Source organism: Sphingomonas sp. Leaf231 (assembly GCF_001421995.1).
In the GTDB taxonomy this organism is placed as follows: Bacteria; Pseudomonadota; Alphaproteobacteria; order Sphingomonadales; family Sphingomonadaceae; genus Sphingomonas.
In genome coordinates, this window is the sequence record NZ_LMLS01000002.1 from 14,529 (window position 1) to 33,936 (window position 19,408).

Annotated in this window: 22 protein-coding genes and 1 pseudogene; 9 read left to right on the plus strand and 14 right to left on the minus strand. The window is 67.9% G+C overall.

What is annotated here, in order from left to right; genetic code table 11:
- Nucleotides 1-11: 11 nt before the first annotated feature.
- From ASE95_RS06240 to ASE95_RS06300, 13 genes are all read right to left on the minus strand, one after another.
- Nucleotides 12-914, minus strand: a complete 903-nt coding sequence (locus ASE95_RS06240; RefSeq protein WP_056633405.1) for a flagellar motor protein MotB — start codon at nucleotides 912-914, stop codon at nucleotides 12-14.
- Nucleotides 915-919: 5 nt separating this feature from the next.
- Nucleotides 920-1,783: a flagellar motor stator protein MotA gene (motA, locus tag ASE95_RS06245; protein WP_056633408.1), complete on the minus strand. Its 864-nt coding sequence runs from the start codon at nucleotides 1,781-1,783 to the stop codon at nucleotides 920-922.
- A 218-nt stretch (nucleotides 1,784-2,001) separates the two neighbouring features.
- Nucleotides 2,002-2,841 (minus strand): flagellin N-terminal helical domain-containing protein, encoded by an 840-nt coding sequence (locus tag ASE95_RS06250; RefSeq protein ID WP_162234670.1) that lies wholly within the window; start codon nucleotides 2,839-2,841, stop codon nucleotides 2,002-2,004.
- A gap of 63 nt (nucleotides 2,842-2,904) precedes the next feature.
- A complete protein-coding gene (gene flgK, locus ASE95_RS06255; protein ID WP_056633415.1) occupies nucleotides 2,905-4,245 on the minus strand; it encodes a flagellar hook-associated protein FlgK in 1,341 nt (446 codons plus the stop codon).
- A gap of 338 nt (nucleotides 4,246-4,583) precedes the next feature.
- Entirely contained in the window at nucleotides 4,584-4,961 is a 378-nt protein-coding gene (locus ASE95_RS06260) for a rod-binding protein (RefSeq protein WP_082449984.1), read from the minus strand.
- Complete coding sequence (locus tag ASE95_RS06265) at nucleotides 4,961-6,055, minus strand: flagellar basal body P-ring protein FlgI (RefSeq protein ID WP_056633418.1); 1,095 nt, start codon at nucleotides 6,053-6,055, stop codon at nucleotides 4,961-4,963. The genes ASE95_RS06260 and ASE95_RS06265 overlap by 1 nt, the downstream gene beginning before the upstream one ends.
- Nucleotides 6,055-6,813: a flagellar basal body L-ring protein FlgH gene (locus ASE95_RS06270; protein WP_082449985.1), complete on the minus strand. Its 759-nt coding sequence runs from the start codon at nucleotides 6,811-6,813 to the stop codon at nucleotides 6,055-6,057. The genes ASE95_RS06265 and ASE95_RS06270 overlap by 1 nt, the downstream gene beginning before the upstream one ends.
- Before the next feature lie 8 nt (nucleotides 6,814-6,821).
- Nucleotides 6,822-7,613 (minus strand): flagellar basal-body rod protein FlgG, encoded by a 792-nt coding sequence (gene flgG, locus ASE95_RS06275; protein WP_056633421.1) that lies wholly within the window; start codon nucleotides 7,611-7,613, stop codon nucleotides 6,822-6,824.
- A gap of 14 nt (nucleotides 7,614-7,627) precedes the next feature.
- Nucleotides 7,628-8,380, minus strand: coding sequence for a flagellar basal body rod protein FlgF (locus tag ASE95_RS06280; RefSeq protein WP_056633424.1), 753 nt, complete (start codon nucleotides 8,378-8,380; stop codon nucleotides 7,628-7,630).
- 32 nt (nucleotides 8,381-8,412) lie between these two features.
- Nucleotides 8,413-9,702 (minus strand): flagellar hook protein FlgE, encoded by a 1,290-nt coding sequence (locus tag ASE95_RS06285; protein ID WP_056633427.1) that lies wholly within the window; start codon nucleotides 9,700-9,702, stop codon nucleotides 8,413-8,415.
- A 24-nt stretch (nucleotides 9,703-9,726) separates the two neighbouring features.
- Nucleotides 9,727-10,443, minus strand: coding sequence for a flagellar hook assembly protein FlgD (locus ASE95_RS06290; protein ID WP_056633430.1), 717 nt, complete (start codon nucleotides 10,441-10,443; stop codon nucleotides 9,727-9,729).
- 2 nt (nucleotides 10,444-10,445) lie between these two features.
- Complete coding sequence (flgC, locus tag ASE95_RS06295) at nucleotides 10,446-10,856, minus strand: flagellar basal body rod protein FlgC (RefSeq protein WP_056633433.1); 411 nt, start codon at nucleotides 10,854-10,856, stop codon at nucleotides 10,446-10,448.
- 3 nt (nucleotides 10,857-10,859) lie between these two features.
- Nucleotides 10,860-11,201, minus strand: coding sequence for a flagellar basal body rod protein FlgB (locus tag ASE95_RS06300; protein WP_056633436.1), 342 nt, complete (start codon nucleotides 11,199-11,201; stop codon nucleotides 10,860-10,862).
- A gap of 215 nt (nucleotides 11,202-11,416) precedes the next feature.
- Here ASE95_RS06300 and ASE95_RS06305 point away from each other — a divergent pair, with 215 nt between their 5' ends.
- The 9 genes from ASE95_RS06305 to ASE95_RS18425 all read left to right on the plus strand — a co-directional run bounded on the left by ASE95_RS06305 (nucleotide 11,417) and on the right by ASE95_RS18425 (nucleotide 17,854).
- On the plus strand, nucleotides 11,417-12,103 hold the full coding sequence (locus ASE95_RS06305) for a motility protein A (protein ID WP_056633439.1): 687 nt from the start codon (nucleotides 11,417-11,419) through the stop codon (nucleotides 12,101-12,103).
- The gene (locus ASE95_RS06310; protein WP_235528221.1) at nucleotides 12,100-12,630 is read left to right on the plus strand and encodes an OmpA family protein; all 531 of its coding nucleotides are present in this window, start codon (nucleotides 12,100-12,102) and stop codon (nucleotides 12,628-12,630) included. The genes ASE95_RS06305 and ASE95_RS06310 overlap by 4 nt, the downstream gene beginning before the upstream one ends.
- Nucleotides 12,627-13,139, plus strand: coding sequence for a flagella basal body P-ring formation protein FlgA (locus ASE95_RS06315; RefSeq protein ID WP_056633442.1), 513 nt, complete (start codon nucleotides 12,627-12,629; stop codon nucleotides 13,137-13,139). Before ASE95_RS06310 ends, ASE95_RS06315 begins: the two co-directional genes overlap by 4 nt.
- Nucleotides 13,140-13,216: 77 nt before the next feature.
- On the plus strand, nucleotides 13,217-13,507 hold the full coding sequence (gene flgM, locus ASE95_RS06320; protein WP_162234671.1) for a flagellar biosynthesis anti-sigma factor FlgM: 291 nt from the start codon (nucleotides 13,217-13,219) through the stop codon (nucleotides 13,505-13,507).
- On the plus strand, nucleotides 13,494-13,805 hold the full coding sequence (locus ASE95_RS06325; protein WP_056633447.1) for a flagellar protein FlgN: 312 nt from the start codon (nucleotides 13,494-13,496) through the stop codon (nucleotides 13,803-13,805). Before flgM ends, ASE95_RS06325 begins: the two co-directional genes overlap by 14 nt.
- 160 nt (nucleotides 13,806-13,965) lie before the next feature.
- Nucleotides 13,966-14,829, plus strand: coding sequence for a transglycosylase SLT domain-containing protein (locus ASE95_RS06330; protein WP_082450062.1), 864 nt, complete (start codon nucleotides 13,966-13,968; stop codon nucleotides 14,827-14,829).
- 4 nt (nucleotides 14,830-14,833) lie between these two features.
- Complete coding sequence (gene flhA / locus ASE95_RS06335) at nucleotides 14,834-16,897, plus strand: flagellar biosynthesis protein FlhA (RefSeq protein WP_056633453.1); 2,064 nt, start codon at nucleotides 14,834-14,836, stop codon at nucleotides 16,895-16,897.
- Entirely contained in the window at nucleotides 16,894-17,667 is a 774-nt protein-coding gene (locus ASE95_RS06340; protein WP_056633456.1) for a sigma-70 family RNA polymerase sigma factor, read from the plus strand. The genes flhA and ASE95_RS06340 overlap by 4 nt, the downstream gene beginning before the upstream one ends.
- Before the next feature lie 52 nt (nucleotides 17,668-17,719).
- A complete protein-coding gene (locus ASE95_RS18425) occupies nucleotides 17,720-17,854 on the plus strand; it encodes a hypothetical protein (RefSeq protein WP_268795811.1) in 135 nt (44 codons plus the stop codon).
- A gap of 578 nt (nucleotides 17,855-18,432) precedes the next feature.
- Here ASE95_RS18425 and ASE95_RS18555 read toward each other — a convergent pair.
- A pseudogene (locus ASE95_RS18555) lies at nucleotides 18,433-18,687 on the minus strand (flagellin); the annotation flags it as partial.
- Nucleotides 18,688-19,408: the final 721 nt, after the last annotated feature.

Below are 19,408 nucleotides of genomic sequence, written 5' to 3' on the forward strand. Positions count from 1 at the left end.
GAGGCGGGCGGCTACTGCCCGAAGCTGCCCGCACGGTACAGCAGGGTGATCGCGACGCGGCGGTTGCGGGGGTCCTGCGGATTGTCGGCGATCATCGGTTCGCGGTCGGCCACGCCCTCGATCCGGTTGAAGCGCGTTTCGGGAATGCCGCCCAGCGCCAGCCGGCGGCGGGTCGATTCGGCGCGGCCGGACGACAGCATCCAGTTGTTCATCGCGCGCGGATCGCCGAACGGCAGGCTGTCGGTGTAGCCGCGGATCATGATCGGGTTCGGCGTTTCCTGAATCCCCTTCGACACCAGCCCGATCAACGCCGAAGCATCGGTGGCGAGCGACGTGGTGCCCAGCGCGAACATCGAATAATCGGCGTCGTCGACCAGATCGATGCGCATCCCGTCCGAGGTCATCGAGAAACGGATGTGCTTGGCCAGCTTCGCCAGGTTCTTGTTCTCGGCGATCTTGCGCATCACCTGCTCGCGCAGCTTGGCGAAGTTCTTGGCATCCTCCTTGGCGATCTGCGACGAACTGCGCAGCGAACCCTTCTGTCCGAAGCCCTTGGCCTCACCGACCGGATTGGTCGTGACCAGCGCCAGCGCGTGGAGGTCCGACGTGCCCGCCTTCGGCCCGGTCTTCTCCTTGGAGGTCAGCGACTCGCCGCCGAACATGCCGTTGCCGCCGATGCCGACGCGCTTCTTGTCGATAAGGGTCGGCGCGAAATAATCGGCGATGCCCTTGCGCTGTTTCTCGGTCGTCGCCCCCAGCAGCCACAGCAGCAGGAAGAACGCCATCATCGCGGTCACGAAATCGGCATAGGCGACCTTCCACGCGCCGCCGTGATGACCGCCGGCCACCATGGTGATCTTCTTGACGATGACGATCTTGGGCGGCTCGTTCTTGCCGTGCGGTGCCTTCGCCATCGCGCTTACTTACCGCGCAGACCGTCGAACACCTCGGCGAAGCCGGGCTGGTTCTTGTGGTCGATCCCCGAACGCGCCGCCTCGATCACCAGCGGCTGCGGATGGCCGTGGAGCGAGGCGATGATGATCTGCTTCACGACGTGGTAGATCGCCGCATCGGCATCGATCACCTGCTTCAGCCGTCCCGCGAACGGATTGACGATGCCATAGGCGAGCAGCACGCCCATGAACGTGCCGACCAGCGCGGAGCCGATCATCCCGCCCAGCACCGATGGCGGCTTGTCGATCGAGCCCATCGTCTTCACGATGCCCAGCACCGCCGCGACGATGCCCAGCGCGGGCAGTGCGTCGGCAAGGCTCTGGAGCGTGTGCTCCGGTCCCTCGACCTCGTGGTGGTGGGTCTTGATCGCGTTATCCATGACCTCCTCGACCGCATGGACGTCGAGCGTGCCCGAGGATACCACGACCAGCCGCAGCGTGTCGGCGATCAGGTTGACCAGCGTGTGATCCTTCAGCAGCCGCGGATATTCCGCGAACACCGCCGACGACTTCGGATCCTCCACATGCGGCTCCAGCGCGATCGGGCCTTCCATGCGCAGCATCTTCATCAGCTTGCTGACCAGGAAGATCACGTCGAGGTAATCCTGCTTCTTGTACTTCGGCCCCTTGAACACCTTGCCCAGGCCGCCGCCCATCGCCTTCAGCTCCTTGCCGGAATTGCCGATGATGAGCGCACCGGCGGCAGCGCCGCCGATGATGAGCATTTCGTGCGGGATGGCGTGGAAGACGGGGCCGAGGTCGCCACCGGTGATGGCGAATCCGCCGAACACCATGCCGAGCAGGACAACGAGGCCGATGGCCGGAAACATGCGCTTTTCCCCAATTCACGTACGGGACGATTCTCTGGGAGGTGGTTAACCCGCCAGCGGTGGAGAAGTGGTTACCGCGCCGTGCGTTATGTGCCGTTCGCCGCCCCGTGACGGCGTCGTGACCGCGCCGCTGCACGCGCGACGGGGCGATCCGGGGAGCCACGCGGCACCCGGATCGCCTCGTCATGAAGAATAGAAAAGCGGCGACGCGGCGCGCGTCAGCGCAGGTAGCTGAACAGCGACAGTTGCGACAGCTTGGAGAAGCTGGACTGGGTGGCGTTCAGGATCGTCATCGTCTTGGCGAACTCGGCCGCCGCCGACGTGAGGTCGGTATCCTCCAGCGAGGAGCGCAGTTCTTCGCGGTCGGCCGAGACATTTTCCTGCAACGTCTGCTGCAAGTCGACGCGGGCGGCGCGCGCGCCGATCGAGGATTGGACGATCGACACCTGATCGGTCGCGGTGTTCACCTTGTCCAGTGCGCCGCGCGCCGATTCGCCGGTCGGGTCGCCGGCCTGCAGCGCCGCCGCCAGCTGCGTCAGCACCGCCAGCGTGTCGCCCGCCGGGCTCTGGAAGATGCGCGCCGCGGTCTCGGTCGGCTGGATCGACATATTGTCGGCGATCGGCACCTCCGACAGCGACGGCGCGGTATTGTAGGTGAACGTGCCGTCGGTGTTCTTCGTCACCGCCGGGGTACCCGCCGCGCTGCCGAACAGCGAGCGGCCGTTCGAATCGGGAACGTTGCCGAGACCCACCAGCGTGTCGACCACCGCCTTCAGCTCGTCGCCGATCACCTTGCGATCCGCGACGCTGAGCGTGCCGTTGCCGGCGCGCACCGTCAGTTCGGTGGCACGCTGCATCTGGGTGACGATCGAATCGAGCGTGGTATCGGCCTGCGACAACAGCGATGCCGACATGTTCATGTTCGAATTATAGGCAGCGGCGTCGATGTTCTTGCGGTCGAACTCGGCAAGCTGTTGCCCTACGGCGACGTTCTCGGAGGGCGTGGTGAACTTCTTGCCGGTCGCGATCTGCGTCTGCAGCTTGACCGCGGTCGACATCAGCGACCCCATCCGCGCCGCGGACCGATCGAACATGAGGCTGCTGGCGATCTGCATGATGACTTACCTGATCTCGAGGATCGACTGGAAGGTTTCCTTGGCGACCTGAATGATACGGCTGGACGCCTGATACGCCTGCTGGAATCTCAGCAGGTCCACCGCCTCGTTGTCGAGGTTGACGCCGGTCAGCTCGGACCGAGTGGTGATCGCACCATCGCGAATCGCCGACTGCGCGTCGCCGACCAGCCGGCGTTGCTTGAGCGTGGCGGCATTGTCGGTCACCAGCGCCTGCACGCTGCCCTCGAAGCCCTTGGCGCTGCGTGCCGCGGCCAGCTGCGTCAGGTTCGACGAATCGCGCGATCCACCGCCGCGCGCCGCGGCGATCTGCTCCCCACCGGTCAGCTTCACCTTGAAATCAGTGGCATCCTTAGGGTTCGACTCGAAGAAATCGGTACCCTTGACGCCTTTCAGATCCTCGCCCTGCCCCTGAAGATCGTTGACCGTGGCGGTCAGATCGCCCGCCACCCGCTGCAACATGTCCCGGCTGGAGGCGATGCGCTGCGCACCCTCCACCATCCCGGCCAGCGAACCGCTATCCGGATCGTACAGCGCCACCGGCTCGCCCGGGCGGCGCACCGCCAGCCCGACGTTGCCACCGGTGCGACCATAAGCGACTTCGCTGGCATCGCGGGGATCGACCAGCACCGGGCCGTTGGCGCCGCCCGCGCGCACGGTGGCCCGCCCGGCATCGTCCATCGTCACGCTGATGTCGCTCAGCGCGCTCATCTGCTGCAGGATGTCGTCGCGCTGGTCCATCAGCCCGGCCATCGCCGAGGTGCCGGGCGCGGTGCGCACCAGCCCCTGGTTGATCTTCAGCATCGCCTGGTTGAGCCGGGTCAGCTCGGCGGTGGCCTGTCCGGCCTGTCCGTCGAGCTCCGCCGCCGCGGCATCTAGCGCGCGTGAAGTGACGCCGAACGCATCCGCCACCGACGATCCCGCGCTCAGCATTCCCGCGCGCAGCGCGGCGGAACCCGGGTCCGCCTGCAACGCGGTGCCCGCCGCGAAGAACGACGTCAGTCGCGATGACAGGCCGCCGCTGCCCAACGCCGTCTCGATCCGTTCCAGCCACACCGATCCGGTCTGCGTGCGCGACAGGTCAGCCGAGGCGGCGCGCAGCGACTGGTCGGCATAGGCATTGCCGGCACGCAGGATGCTGTCGGCGGACGCGCCCTTGCCGTTGGGCGAGGAGGTGTTCCAGCCATTGCCGCCCACGATCTCGCGGATGGTGGGGGTGCGCCGCACGTAGGACGCATTCCCGGCGTTGGCGATGTTCTCCGACGTCGTCGCCAGCGCCGTCTGATACGTGCGCACGCCCGAAGCGCCAATGGAGAGCAGATCACTCATGCCGGGATGGTGGCACGATTCGGGTTAAGATCGGGTTTAAAGCGGAACTTGCGCGGCCCGGCGCGGGGTGTCGTGGCGAACACGGAACGCCGGATCGCGGTGACGCCATCGTATCCCGGGGCGATCGACATTCAACGCTTCGCGGATGCCGGACTGATTGCGGATGAAGAGCAACCGTCCGTTCGGGCGAACCACGCTCGCACGTTCGGGCAGATTTGCTCGCTCCACGCGCGATCGCGAGCCTAGCGAAGCAACCCGGCACTACGCGCGTTCCCTGGATACTTCGCTACGCTCGCCACGACGGCGCTTGCGGGAAGGCGGCTGGATGTCGATCGGCCCTAGTCGCCGGTGCCGGTCGGCGTGACGTTCCCCGCCCCCGGCGTCGCACCGGGCCGGGATGCCGTATCGGACTGGGTCGCCATGTCCGACTGGGACTGGGCGAGGAATTTGCTCATCGCCTGCCCGATACCCAGCGGATGGTGTTCGGCCATGTTCTGCACGACCTTCTGGTCGCTCATGTCGCGGAACGTCTCCATCGCCTTGCTGTCGATCAGCGGGTCGGCCAGCTTGGCCGCGCGCATCGATTTCAGCATCATGCCGGTGAAGACCGATTCGAACTGCTGCGCGGCCTTGTCGAGGTTCTGCTTGGTGGCGGCGCGGGCGAGGCCGGTGTCCAGCCCGGTCTGGCCGGTGATGCCGCCGATCGCGTCGGCCATTACAGCACCACCAGTTCGGCCTTGAGCGCGCCGGCTTCCTTCAGCGCCTCCAGGATGGCGACCAGATCGGCGGGCGATGCGCCGATCGCGTTCACCGCCTTCACCACATCGGCCAGCTTCGGGCCGGGCGACAACAGGAACATCGGCTTCTTCTCCTCGGTCACCTGCACGTTGGAGCGGTTCTCCAGCGCGGTCTGCCCCTGACTGAGCGGCGCGGGCTGGCTGACGCGCTGGCTCTCGTCGATGCGCACGGTCAGCTTGCCGTGCGTCACCGCCGCCGCCCCCAGCCGCACCGCGGAATTGATGACGACCGTGCCGGTGCGCGCGTTGACGATCACCCTGGCGGGCGGCTCCGCCGAATCGACGCTCAGATTCTCGATCTCGCTCATCAACGTGGCGCGCACGTCCGCGCCGACCGGCGCGCGCACCGCGACCGACACGCCGTCGGTCGCCTGCGCGGTGCCGAAGCCCAGCTTGCGGTTGATCGCGGCGGCGACGTTCTGCGCGGTGGTGAAATCGGCGCGGGCGAGATTGTAGGTGAGGAACGGCGTGTCGGCGAAGCCGGTCGCCACCGCGCGCTCGACGGTCGCGCCCTCCGGAATGCGGCCGGTGGAGGGGATGTTGACGACGATCTTCGACCCGTCCGCGCCCTCCGCGCCCAGCCCACCGACCGCCAGATTGCCCTGCGCCATCGCATAGACCTGCCCGTCGGCACCCAGCAGCGGGGTGAGCACCAAAGCGCCGCCGCGCAACGACTTGGCCTTGCCCATCGAGGCGACGGTGATGTCGATCCGCTGCCCCGGCTTCGCGAACGGCGGCAGATCGGCGGTGATCAGCACCACCGCGGCGTTCTTCAGCCCCGGATTGGCGCTGGCGGGCAGTTGCAGTCCGAAGCGCGAGGCGACCGCCTTCACCGACTGCACGGTATATTCGAGGTTGTCGTCGCCGGTCCCCGGCAGCCCGACGACCACGCCATAGCCGGTCAGCTGGTTCGAACGGATGCCCTGAAAACCGCCCAGATCCTTGATACGGTCGGCATGCGCCGGGACCGAGACGATCAGCGCGAGCAGCGCGATGAAGAGCGTGCGGAACATCAGAACGGGCTCACCACCTGGAAGAAGCGGGACAGCCAGCCCTGGCGGCTGGCGCGGGCGACGTCGCCCTTGCCGGTGTAGGCGATCTGCGCATCGGCGACGCGCGTCGACGGCACGCGATTGTCGCGGTCGACGTCGGCGGTGCGGACGATGCCCTTGATCTGCACGAATTCATCGCCGCGGTTCAGCGTCACGCGCTTCTGCCCGCGTACCAGCATCGTGCCGTTGGGATACACTTCGGCGACCGTCACCGAGACCTCGCCCGACAGCGAATTGGCCTGATCGGCGCTGCCGGTGCCGTTGAAGCCGCGGCGACCTTCCATGCCGACGTCGCTGGGGTTCAGGATGCCGCTCAACTGCCCGGTGGTCGGCGGGGTCAGCCCGAACGACCCCTTGGAATCGATCTTCGACGCGGAGGATTTGGACGCGGCGGTCCGCTCCACCAGCACGATCGTCAGCGGATCGCCGACACGGCGCGCGCGCCACCCCTCGTACAGCGCGGCATAGCCATCGGCGGCCTGGAAGATCGCGCCGTTCGCCACCGGCACGGTCGCGACCGGCGCCAGCGGCTGGACGCGTGCGGCGCTGAAATCCTCGGCAGGCTTCTTCTTGAGAACCTTGCCGAAGATGCTGGCGTGCGCGGGAGCGGGGACCAGCGCGACGGCGGCCGCCGCGCCCAGCACGCCGCCCAGCGCGGTGCGCAGGCGGCGGGCGAACGTGGCGGCGGAATCGCGGGTGAGAACGGTCGGGATCGTCATGATCCGACTCATGACAGATTTTGGTTAACGTATTTCAGCATGTCATCGGTGGCGGAGATCATCTTGGAATTGACCTCGTACGCGCGCTGCGTCTCGATCATGTCGACCAGTTCCTCGACGACGTTGACGTTGCTCGCCTCCAGCGTCCCCTGCCGCACGCGTCCGCGCCCGTCCTCGCCCGGCACGCCCATGTTGGCCGCGCCGCTGGACGCGGTTTCCAGCAGGAAATTGTCGCCGTTCGATTCGAGGCCGGCGGCATTGGGGAAGCTCGCCACCTGGATCTGGCCGAGGTTCTGGCCCTCCGCCTGACCGGCGACCGTCGCGGTGACGGTGCCGTCGGTGCCGATCGTGATCTGCGTCGCATTTTGCGGCACGGTGATGCCCGGCATCACCTGATACCCCTGGCTGGTGATGAGCAAGCCCTCTGGCGAGCGCGAGAAATTGCCCGCGCGCGTATAGCCCAGCTGCCCACCGGGCATCTGCACCTGGAAATAGCCGCCGCCGTCCAGCGCCAGATCCAGGCTGTTGCCGGTCTGGTTCATCGACCCCTGCGTCTCGGTGCGCGACGTGCCCTGCACGCGCACGCCGGTGCCGAGGTTCAGCCCGGTGGCATATTGGCTCTCCGCGGTCGATTGCGCGCCCGGCGCGGTCACGACCTGATAGGACAGCGTCTCGAACGCGGCACGATCGCGCTTGAAGCCGGTCGTGCTGACGTTGGCGAGATTGTTCGAGATGACGCGCATCCGCGTGTCCTGGGCATCCAGCCCGGTACGCGCGATGTGCATGGCGGCGGTGGTCATCGTTCCGTCCTTCCTCAGCCGGGCAAGCGCATCACGGATGCGCTCGATTCATCCATGGAGCGGGCCTCTTTCAACATGTTGGCCTGCACTTCGTAGCTGCGCTGGTTCTCGATCATGTCGACCAGCGCCTGGGTCATGTTGACGTTCGAGCCCTCCAGCGCGCCGCTGGTCACCCCCGCGTCGAGATCGGCGGGCATCGTGCCGCCGCCGCGCACGCGCATCAGGTTGTCGAGCCCCTTCACCGCGTCGGTGCCCTTGCTCGACACCACCTTCAGCCGGTCGACGATCTGCGTCTGCCCGGTCTTGTCGCCCTGCGGCACGATCGAGATCGACCCGTCGGACCCGATGCTGACCGAGTCGTACGGCGGCAGCGTGATCGGCCCGCCCTGTCCCATGACGAGGAAGCCGTCGCCGGTCTGGAGCGTGCCCGAGGCGGAGACCGACAGGTCGCCGCGCCGGGTATACGCCTCCGAACCGTCGGAAGCCTGCACCGCCAGCCATTTGTCGCCGTCGCCCATCGCCACGTCGAGCGGTCGTCCGGTCTGCTGGACGACGCCCGGCGCGCGATCGGCGTCGCGCACCTCTTCGGAGGTCGGCTGGCGCGCCGACATCTGCGTCGTTCCGTCCGACAGGATGATCCGGTCGAACACCACCCGGTCGGCGCGAAAGCCGGTGGTGGAGGCGTTCGCCATGTTGTTGGCGATCGCGGCCTGCGATTGCATGTGCGCACGCAGGCCCGTCGCCGCGGTATAGACCAGCTTGTCCACTTACATCCTCTCCGACGGACCCGACGCGACGATCAGGCGCGGATGTTGAAGATCGACTGCGACACCTGCGTCGCGGTATCGAGCGCCTTCGAGTTCGCCTGGAAGTTGCGCTGCGCCGCGATCAAATTGACCAGCTCCTCGGTGATGTCGACGTTGGACCCTTCGAGCTGGCCCGACTTCAGGCTGCCGAACCCCTCGGCGGCGGCGAAGCCGAGCGTCGCCTTCCCCGAGATGCCGGTGGCCTGCCAATAGTTGCTGCCCGCCTGGCGCAGCCCGGTCGGCGCGGAGAACTTGGCGATCGCCACCTTGCCGAGCGGCACGATGTCCGAGTTGGAATAGCTCGCCTTGATGATCCCCGCGTCGTCGACGGTGATGCCGACCAGCTGGCCGACCGCGACGCCGTCCTGCGTGCGCGCGCTGACCGCCGAGGCCGCCGCGGTCTGCGTCGAACCGGTCAGGTCGAGCTTGACCGCTTGCGCCGCCGCGCCCGAGGCCGGGATGAACGGCTTGAACTGGATCGAGGTCGGAGCGACGAGCGCGCCGGTCGTATCGTACTTCTGCTCGACCGGTCCGGCGGCGGTGATGCCGGGGCGATCGGGCGTCAGCATCGTCTCACCGACATAGGTGAAGACCTGCCACGTGCCCGTATTCGGCTGCGGCGTGGCGTTCGGATCGCCCTCTGCGGTGCGGACGTAGTAGCTGGTCATCGTCATCGGATTGCCGTTGGCGTCGTAGATCCGCGTCGCGACCGAGTTGTTGTAGGTCGAGGTGTCGGTGCGCTTGAACGCGGTCGCATCCTTGACGGTGGCGGTCGACGGGATCTGCACCTTGGTGGCGACGTTCTCGGTCTTCTTCGGCGTGCCGCTGGTCGGCTGGATCTGCAGGTTGGTCAGCGACTTGTCGCCGGTCGCGGTGACGTTGCCGTCGTTATCGACCGGATAGACCATCATGTAGCTGCCCTGCGCGTCGACGACGTTGCGGCTGTCGTCGACCGTGAAGGCGCCGGTGCGGGTGTAGTTGACCTGGTCCGACAGGCCGGTCGACTTCACGACGAAGAAGCCCTCGCCCAGGATCTGCATGTCGAGCGCGCTCTTGGTCTGGTTCGACGAACCGTCCGAGAATTGCTGCACGGTGCCCTTCACCGACACGCCCGAGCCGACCATCTTGCGCGGATCGGTCGACACGTTCGACGAGATGACGTCGGCGAACGCGGTGCGGCTCTTCTTGAAACCGTTGGTGGAGACGTTGGCGAGGTTGTGGCTGATGACCGACATGTCGGTCTGCATGGCCTGGAGGCCCGAAAGCGAGGTGAAGAAGGACATGGGGGGTACTCCTGGGAAAAGGGGTTAGGCGACCTTGCGGACCGCGGAAGGATCGACCTTGCCAAGGCCGGTGACGTTGAGGACGGGTTCGCTGCCGGCGGCCAGGCTGACGGTTTCGACCGGCGCCCAGACCAGCGGCTTGGTGCCGACGATGGTGCTGCCGTTCGCGGCCTCGACGGTGACGGTGTAGGGGCCGTTCTCGATCTTGTTGCCGGCGGCGTCCTTGCCGTCCCACGTATATTCGGCGGTGCCGGCTTCCTGCTTGCCGAGCTGGATGGTCTTGACGACCTTGCCGCTCTTGTCGGCGATCGAGACGTCGACGTCGGTCGCGGAATTGGCCAGTTCGACGCCGCCCATGATCCCGCCGGTGGTCCGCTCGTACGCGGTCTTGCCCTCGGTCAGGACGGTGCGGCCGACGAAGCTCATCGCGTCGCTGGCGCTGGTGGTGCCCAGCCGGCCGGCGATCCCGGCCAGCGTGCTGCTCATCTCGCTGATGCCCGCGACCTGCGAGAAGGTGGCCATCTGGGCTACCATCTGCGTGTTGTCCTGCGGGTTGAACGGATCCTGATATTGCAGCTGCGCGGTCATCAGGCGCACGAAGTCGCGCTGTCCCAGCGTCGATTTGCCGGTGGTGGCGGTCGCGTTGGTGGCCGGCTGCTTCTGCGCCACGCCCGCGGCGGAGAAGATCGCGTCCTGCGCAGCCTTGTCGGTGGCGCCGGTGTTGGCGGATATGCTGGTCATTGTCAGCGGCCCATCTTGATGGTGTCGAGGATCAGCGTCTTGGCGGTCTGCATGACCTCGACGTTGTTCTGGTAGCTGCGCGCGGTCTCCATCATGTCGACCAGTTCGCGCGATTCATCGACCGCCGCGTCAAAGACGTTGCCGTCCTTGTCGGCCAGCGGATGATTGGGGTCGTACCGCTTGGTGGGCTTCTCGCCCGCGGCGACGATCTGCTGCACGTCGACGGTGGCGAGACTGCTGGCGTCGTCGAAGCTGGTGCGGAACACCGGCTTCATCGTCTTGTACGCCCCCTCCTCCGTGCCCGAGACGCCGCCGGCATTGGCCAGGTTCGACGCGGTCGTGTTCATGCGGGTCAGCTGCGCCGACATCGCGCGACCGGCGACCTGGAAGATCGACATGGGCGTGTTCGACATGCCTTATTCTCCCTTCAGCGCGCGGGTGATCTGCCCGATGCGCCCGTTCAGGAACGACAGCGTCGTCTGATACTGGACGGCATTCTCGGCAAAGGCGGTCTGCTCGGTCGACAGCTCGACGGTGTTGCCGTCCATCGACGGGTTGGTGGGCACGCGGTATTTCAGCGCGCCGCCGACACCGCCGCCGGGCTGATGCTCCACCGCGCTCAGCGCGGTGGTGAAGTCGATGTCGCGCGCCTTGAAATTGGGCGTGGAGGCATTGGCGATGTTCGACGCCAGCACGCCCATGCGCTGTGAACGCACCTCCAGCGCGGCAGCGTGAACTCCGAACAATCCCTCGGCCATCGACCCGAACTCCTTTGCACGACAGGTGCACCGGACCATCAGCAAGGGGCGTGCCAAATGCCTGCGGCGACGCCGCGACTCGCGTCCAGCCCACGAAGCGGCAAAGGCTTGCCGGTTGCCGGCAAAGCGGGTTGCCGCCGCGGCTTCCACGCTGCCGGCCTCACGGCAAGGGACGGCGCGGCGGCGTTTGGCCCGACCCTTGCAGAGTCACTGGCATGACTCCCGCGCTCCTCTTCGACCCCGTCGCCCTGGCGATCGTGCTGGGCGGCACGACGCTGGCGACGATCCTGCGCACGCCGGTGCGCGATCTGGCGCACGCGCTGCTGGCGCTGCGGACCCTGCCGCGCCGTCGCTTCCGCGCCGATACGCGGCTGGAGCAGGTGACGGCGTTGGCGCGGATCGCGCAACGCAACGGCGTCCACGCGCTCGACCGCAGCGTGATCCGCGATGCCGATGTCGCCGCGGCGATCGCGATGATCGTCGACGGTGCGCGTGGCCAAACGGTCGCCGACGCGCTCGACGCCGCACGCCGCAGCCGCGGCGAGCGCCACCGCATCGTCGTCGAATGCTGGATCGGCATGGCGGAGACCGCGCCGGCGATGGGCATGATCGGCACGCTGATCGGCCTCGTCGCGATGTTCACGCGGATGAGCGACCCGCAGGCGATCGGCGCGGCGATGGCGGTGGCGCTGCTGGCGACCCTGTACGGCGCGCTGCTCGCCAATCTGGTCGCGATGCCGATCGCCGCCCGGCTGCGCACCGCCGCGCGCGCCGAATTGCTGGAGCGCGAGCGGCTGGTCGCGCCGCTGGCCGAACTGGCGGAGCGCGAGGCACCGCGCGGCAATGCCCGCGTCCGGCTGCACGATGCCGACATCGCGACCGTGCGGGAGGAAGCGGCGTGAGCGACGACGATCTGCTCGACGTCCAGCCCGCGCGTCCGGTATGGCTGGTCACGCTGGCCGACCTCGCCTTGCTGCTGGTCGGGTTCTTCGTGCTGCTCCAGGCCAACCAGACGCTGACGCCGCGCGATCTGGCGCGCGGCATCGCGGAGGGGTTCGGCGCCGAGCCGCCGCCCGCCGCGATGCCGGTCGCCAGCCACGGCATCGCCGGCTTCGCGCCCGGATCGGCGGTGCTGCCGCAGCGCCCCGACACGCTGGTCGCCTGGGCGCGTGACGAACTGCGCGATCCGCGCGTGCGCCTGACCGTCACCGGCGGCACCGACGGCACGACGCAGGACGTCGATCGCGCCACGCGCAGCGCGACCGTGCTCGCCGCCGACCGCGCGCGCGCCGTCGCCGCGGCGCTGGCGAGGGCGGGTGTCCCCGACGCGCGACTGTCGCTGTCCACCAATCCCGCGCGGACCCCGCGCGCCGTTCTCGTCACGCTGTCCTTCGCCGGCGAGGCCAAGCCCCAAGGAACCGTTCGATGATCGCCCTGCTCGCCGCCGCCGCGCTGACGTTTCAGGATACCGCCGCGCTCGATCGCGCGGTTGCCGCCTTCACCGCGCGCCCGATCGGCAGCGAGGGCGGCGCCCGCGCGCCGGTCGACGCGCGGTTGCGGCTCGCCACCTGCTCGATGGTTTCGCTGTCGTGGCGCAGCGATGCGCATGACGCGGTGGTGGTCGCCTGCGCCGGGCCGGCGTGGCGCGTGTTCGTGCCGGTGAACGCACCGCCGCGCGCCGCCGCCGCCACGCCGGCGGTGGTCCGCGCAGGGGCGCTCGCCCCGCCCGCGCCGCGTGCCGAGGCGGTGATCCGCCGCGGCGACCCCGTCACGATCGAGGCGGGATCGGACGGTTTCTCGATCACCCGCGAGGGCGTGGCGATGGCCGACGCCCCGCCGGGCGGACGCGTGATGATCCGGGTCGGCGACGCCGCGCGCCCGGTGCAGGCGGTGGCGATCGACAGCGGCCGGGCCACGCTGCCCGGCTGGACGGAATAAAAAAGTGCTAAAGCCCCCCTTCTCCCGGTCGTTTCTGCGGATGTCAGCGGATAGCGACAGGTGTGGACATGGTGGAAATGATAGGATCAGCGACGGTCAGGGCGGGCATCTCGCCCGTCACGAACGTGCCGCGCCTCGGGGCGACCGCCCCGGTCGCCACCACGGCGAAGCCCGGCGGTACGGACGCCACGAAGGCGCCCGGTGCGATGGCCAGCGCCATGGCGGCCACGCCGCCGGTGGACTCCAAGCGCGTGCAGGAGATCAAGACCGCACTCGCCAACGGCACCTTCCCGCTGTCGCCCTCCACGATCGCGGATCAGTTCATCGCACTGCGCTACGATTGGATGTCCCAGAATGAACAGGCGTGAGGCGCTGGTGCGCGTGATCGACATGCTTCATGCCGAGATCGCCGCACTAAAGACCAACGATATGAACGCCCTGGAGCGCGCGACCGGCAACAAGCTGCGCGCGATCGAGGAGTTGCAGCAGCTGGGTGACGGCCCGGCGACCCCGGAGTTGCGCGGGTTGGTCGAGGAGGCGGATCGCCTCAACGACACCTGCCGCATCTACGTGAACCTGATGGCGGCAAATGTTCGCCGCCGCCTGCAACTTCTTTCCGGTCAGCCCGGCAACGCGTACACGCGCGGCACCATCGCCTACGCCTGACACGCGCACCGCCTGCCGAAGACGATCACGCCCCGGCCCACCACCGGGGCGTCGTGATTCAGGGCGCTTGCCGGCGGCATCCCGACCTGTGCAGGCGCGCGCAGGAAAGGCGTCGGCGCATACGCGACGCCTTGGCACGCCTCTTGCTAATATGCAGGGCATGACCGTTTCCGCGATCACTTCCGCCAGCCAGCGCGTCACGTCCGCGATCCAGCGCGCCGCACAGCGCACCGGCGTCGACTTCGACTATCTGATGGGACAGGCCAGGCTGGAAAGCGGGCTGAACGCCAACGCCCGTTCGGGCACGTCGTCGGCGACCGGGCTGTTCCAGTTCCTCGACCAGAGCTGGCTGGCGGTGGTCAAGCAGCACGGGCAGGAACACGGGCTGGGCTGGGCGGCGAACAGCATCCAGAAATCGGGCGGGCGCTACACCGTTTCCGGCGGCAACCGCGAGGCGATCCTGGGGCTGCGCAACAACCCCGAGGTCGCCGCGTTGATGGCTGCCGAACACGCCAGCGACAACAAGGGCGGGATCGAGGCGGTCACGGGCCGCGCGGCGACCGGCACCGATTTGTACATGGCGCACTTCCTGGGGCTGGGCGGTGCCCGCAATTTCCTGTCGGCAATGCAAGGCGATCCCGATCGCAGCGCCGCATCGGTCTTCCCCGCCGCCGCGCGTGCCAATCGCAGCGTCTTCTTCGAGCGCGACGGCTCCGCCCGATCGCTGTCGCAGGTGTACCAGCGTTTCGCCGACAAGCTGGGCGATGCCGGAAACGGCGGCAACGACGCGATCGCCACGGCGAAGGCCAACAACCAGTGGCAGTTCGCGGCGCAGGCGCTGGCGATGGGCGACGACGCCACCGTCGTCACCGGCACCGGGCAGAGCGCCACCGACGCGCTCGACTGGGCGAAGTCGACGCTGGGCCAGCTCGGCACCGGCCGCGGCGCACAGGGGACGCTGCTGCGCCCGTCGCCCGACAATGCGCGGCTCGCCTATATGATGCTCGCCGGAATGGGACGCTGACGCGATGAAGATTCTCGCCGCCGCGCGCCAGGGCGCCCTGCCGACCGCGATCCTGCTGCTGGTCGTGCTCATGATCGTGCCGATCCCGGCGTTCATGCTCGACGTGTTCTTCATCATGAACATCACGATCAGCCTGGCGGTGCTGATGGTCGCGCTGAACGCGGAGAAGCCGCTCGACTTCTCGTCCTTCCCGACCGTGCTGCTGTTCGCGACGTTGTTCCGGCTGGGCCTGAACGTCGCATCGACGCGCATCGTGCTGGTCCATGGCCACACCGGATCGGCGGCGGCGGGACATGTCATCGAGGCATTCGGATCGTTCGTGATCGGCGGCGATTACGTCGTCGGCCTGTTCGTGTTCACGATCATCGTCATCATCAACCTGATCGTCGTCACCAAGGGCGCGGGCCGCGTGTCCGAAGTGTCGGCGCGCTTCACGCTCGACGCTTTGCCCGGCAAGCAGATGGCGATCGACGCCGACCTGAATGCCGGACTGATCACGCCCGACGAGGCCAAGAAGCGCCGCGTCGACGTCGCGACCGAGGCCGAATTCTACGGCTCGATGGACGGTTCGTCCAAGTTCGTGAAGGGCGATGCGGTCGCCGGCCTGTTGATCCTGGCCGCCAACATCGTCGGCGGGCTGATCCTCGGCCCGGTCAGCCACGGGCTGACGATCGCCAAGGCCGCCGAAACCTACACCATGCTCGCGATCGGCGACGCGCTGGTCGCGCAGGTGCCGGCGCTGCTGCTGTCGATCGCCGCGGCTGCCATCGTCACCCGCGTGAAGTCCGAAAAGGATCTCGCCGGGCAGATCGGCAGCCAGTTCGGTTCGGCACGCACCTGGACGCCGGTCGCGGTGATCCTGACGCTGCTCGGCGTGCTGCCGGGGATGCCGCACTTCGTCATCCTGCCGCTCGCCGCCGCCGCCGGTTTCTCCGCGTGGAAGCTTCACCAGATCGCCAAGCGGCCGGCGCATGTCGAACCGCCCGCCCCCGTCGAGGCACCCGACCCTTCCAAGATCGGCTGGGACGAAGTGTCCGAGACGATGCTGGTCAATCTCGACATCGGCTACGGCCTGGTCCCGCTGGTCGACGAGCGCCGCGGCGCGCCGCTGATGGGGCGCATCACCGGGGTCCGTCGCCAGCTGTCGAAGGAACTCGGCTTCGTGGTGCCGCAGGTGCGGGTGCGCGACGACATCAACCTGCCGCCATACACCTACCGCGTGATGGTGGGCGGCGTCTGCGTCGGCGAGGATCAGGTGTCGCCGGACGAGATGCTCGCGCTCGACACCGGGCAGGGTTACGGCGAACTGATCGGCAAGAAAGCCAAGGACCCGACCTTCGGGCTGGACGCCACCTGGATCTCGATCGGCGACGCCGATGTCGCGACGGGCCAGGGCTATCTGGTCGTCGATTCCGGCACGGTCATCGCAACGCACCTGAACCATGCGCTGGGCGTCAACGCCGGCGACCTGCTGGGTGCGGACGAAGTGCAGTCGCTGCTCGACGAACTGAAGGAGCGTGCGCCGCAACTGGTCGCCGCCCTTGCCCCGCTGCCACTGACCGTACTGGCCACCGTGCTCAAGGGGCTGCTTTCAGAAGGAATCCAGTTGCGCGAATTCCGTCGCATCGCCGCCGCGATCTCGATCGCCGCGCAACGCAGCCACGACCCGGCCGAGATCGTCGAACTGATCCGCCCCGAGCTCGGCTCGCTGATCATCGCCAAGCTGGCCGGCGTGCGCGAACCGCTGCGCGTGATGACGCTGGAGGGCGGGCTGGAGCAATTGCTGGGCCAGGCCGCGCGCACCGACCCCGGCCGCCACGTTATCGAACCCGAACTCGGCCGTCGCATCGTCGACGCGCTGCAAGCCGCGGCCCAGCCGCTGATTGCGGAAGCGAAGCCCTTCGCGCTGGTCGTCCAGCCCGCGATCCGCGTCGCCGTCCGCAAACTCGTCCGCACCGTTCTTCCGGATACGCCCGTCATGAGCTTTTTCGAAGTCCCCGAGGACAAGGCCGTCGAGGTCGTCGCGATCATCGGCAACCAGGCCCCGCAACAGGCGCTGGCCGCATGAGCGCCGAACCGATGCAGAGCGCCTTCGCCGAGGCCCGGCCGCTGGTCGTGTCGGCGGGCAACGCGCCGCTCACCTACAAGCCGCAGGTACGCGCGCGCGACGAAAACGCGCTGGTGCGCGAACACCTCCCGCTCGTCCGGCGGCTTGCGTGGCACGTCCACGGCTCGGTCTCGACCGCGATCGAGGTCGAGGACCTCGTACAGGTCGGGCTGGTCGCGCTGGTCGAGGCGGTCGCCGCGTTCGAGGATCGCGGTCAGGCGACGCTGAAGCAATATCTGGTCACCCGTCTGCGCGGTGCGATGATCGACGAACTGCGCCGCCACGCCGCAATGACGCGCGGCGCGATCCGCCGCCGGCGCGAATATGCGCGCGCGGTCAACCAGCTGAGCCGCGAGTTCGGCCGCGCGCCGACCGAGCGCGAACTGGCGGTGCGGCTGGAGGTGACGCCCGAGAAGGTGCGCACCGAATATGCCGCCGCCGAGGCGGTGAAGTACGAATCGATCGACGAGGTCTACGCCGACGACCAGCCGTGGTTCGCCTCGGCCGAGCCCGATGCGTTCGAGCAATTGGCCGAGACGCAGACCCGGGACCGCCTGATCGCAGCGATCTCGGCGCTGCCCGAGCGCGAGCAGCTGGTGATCCAGCTGTACCACGTCGAGGAACTGAACCTGGAGGAGATCGGCCAGGTGCTGGGCATCGGCGCGGCGCGGGTCTGCCAGATCAAGAGCGCGGCGCACGCCCGCATGAAGAAGGCGATGACCCAGCGCTGAGGTGCGCCTTTCTCCCGCCCCGTGCGTTGCATGTGGGCTAGAGGAGGAAGCGATGACCGAACCACGCAGCCACCCCGCGTTGAGCGAAGAGCAACGCGATGCCGATGTCGGCGCCGACGCGGATGAACTTCCGGCCGGCGCACCGGACGACAACCCCGACGACCTGACGATACCCGGCGAGGAATGAGCGATGGTCCCGGCAACCGGTTGCGGTTGCCGGGATTTTTGCTGGGCGTTTCGCTGGGGCAGCGCCCGCCACCATGTCAGGCCGGATCGACCTTCAGTGCTTCCGCGCTGCCGGACTGTTCGCCAACGAAGATAATCCATCTGTTCGGATGAACCGCATCCGCACGGCCGGGCGGATTTTCGCCATCCACGCGCTTGCCGGTGGCGGCCGAATGTCGACTGGCCCCCGAAGCGCGTTGGCCTGGCCCGCCGCCTGGATCGTGGCGCATGTGGACCGGCACAGGCGATGATTGCCGGTGCGCCACCGCGCACTGTACTGGGGAACGGTCGGACCGGCACGCATGTCCCGCACGAGAACAACGCGTTTCTGCCTGGATCTCGACTTATCGAAGTCGCCGTGAAGCCGGCGAAGACCGGAACTTACCTCACCTTCGTGCGCCGCCACCGACGCGATCCCCTCGCACCCGGCGCCTCCCCGGACGCGAGAAACCCCCGCCAGCTTTCGCTGACGGGGGTTTCCGTGTCCGGCACCGGCCCCGCTCTGGTCGGGGGCAAGAGGCCGGTGTTCGGCTGCCGGACTTAGCCGAGCAGCTTCATCACGCCCTGCTGCGACTGGTTGGCCTGCGCCAGCATCGCGGTCGACGCCTGGTTCAGGATCTGCGCCTTGGCGAGCGCGGTCGTCTCGGTCGAGAAGTCCGCGTCCTCGATACGGCTCTTGGCGTCCGACAGGTTGGTCACGGTGGTGGTCAGGTTATTGACCGTCGATTCCAGGCGGTTCTGCGCCGCACCGAGATCGCCGCGAGCCGAAGACACCTTGTCCAGCGCGCCATCGATCACCGCCATCGCCGCCGATGCACCCGTCTGCGTGGCGATCGACATCGTACCGTCGGTCTTCGCCGCGGTCAGACCCGCGTTGGCAACGCCAGCGCCGGCGATCGTGATGCCGCTGCCCGAAGTGTCCTCCAGCGTCACCGCGCCGCGTGCCACCGCAGCACCGACGGCCGCAGCGGTGATGACCGCCGTGCCTTCGGCCGTCGCCGCGTCCGACAGGATGGCGCTGGTGTTGGTCAGCCCGATGTTGCTGCCGTCCTTGCTGGTCAGCACCAGCTTGCCGTCCTTGTCGGCACTGGCGGTGATCTGGCTGCCGGTGCCGTTCAGCGAGCTGTTGATCTTGGCGGCCAGCGAGGTCACGTCCTTTTCGGCTGCCGTCAGCGTCACCGTCTTGCCGTCGACCACCAGCGAATTGCCCACGGTCAGCTTGGTGGCGTCGACCGTCGCCGTCACGGCGTTCTTGGCCGTTGCCACCACACCCGAGTTCAGCGTCGTCGTGTTGATCGCGTCGGCAACCTTCTTGGCGTCCTTGTCGCCGGCGACGACGGCCGGGACGGTCGCACCGTTGATCGTGATCGAGTTCGCCGCGATGGCGGTGTCGTTGACCGCGCCGCCCTTCACCTGCGCCGACAGGCCCAGCGTCGACGCGCGGGCGTCGATCAGCTTCATGTCGATGGTCTGCTGGGCATTGATGCCGGTCTGCAGCTTTACCGAGGACTGGCCG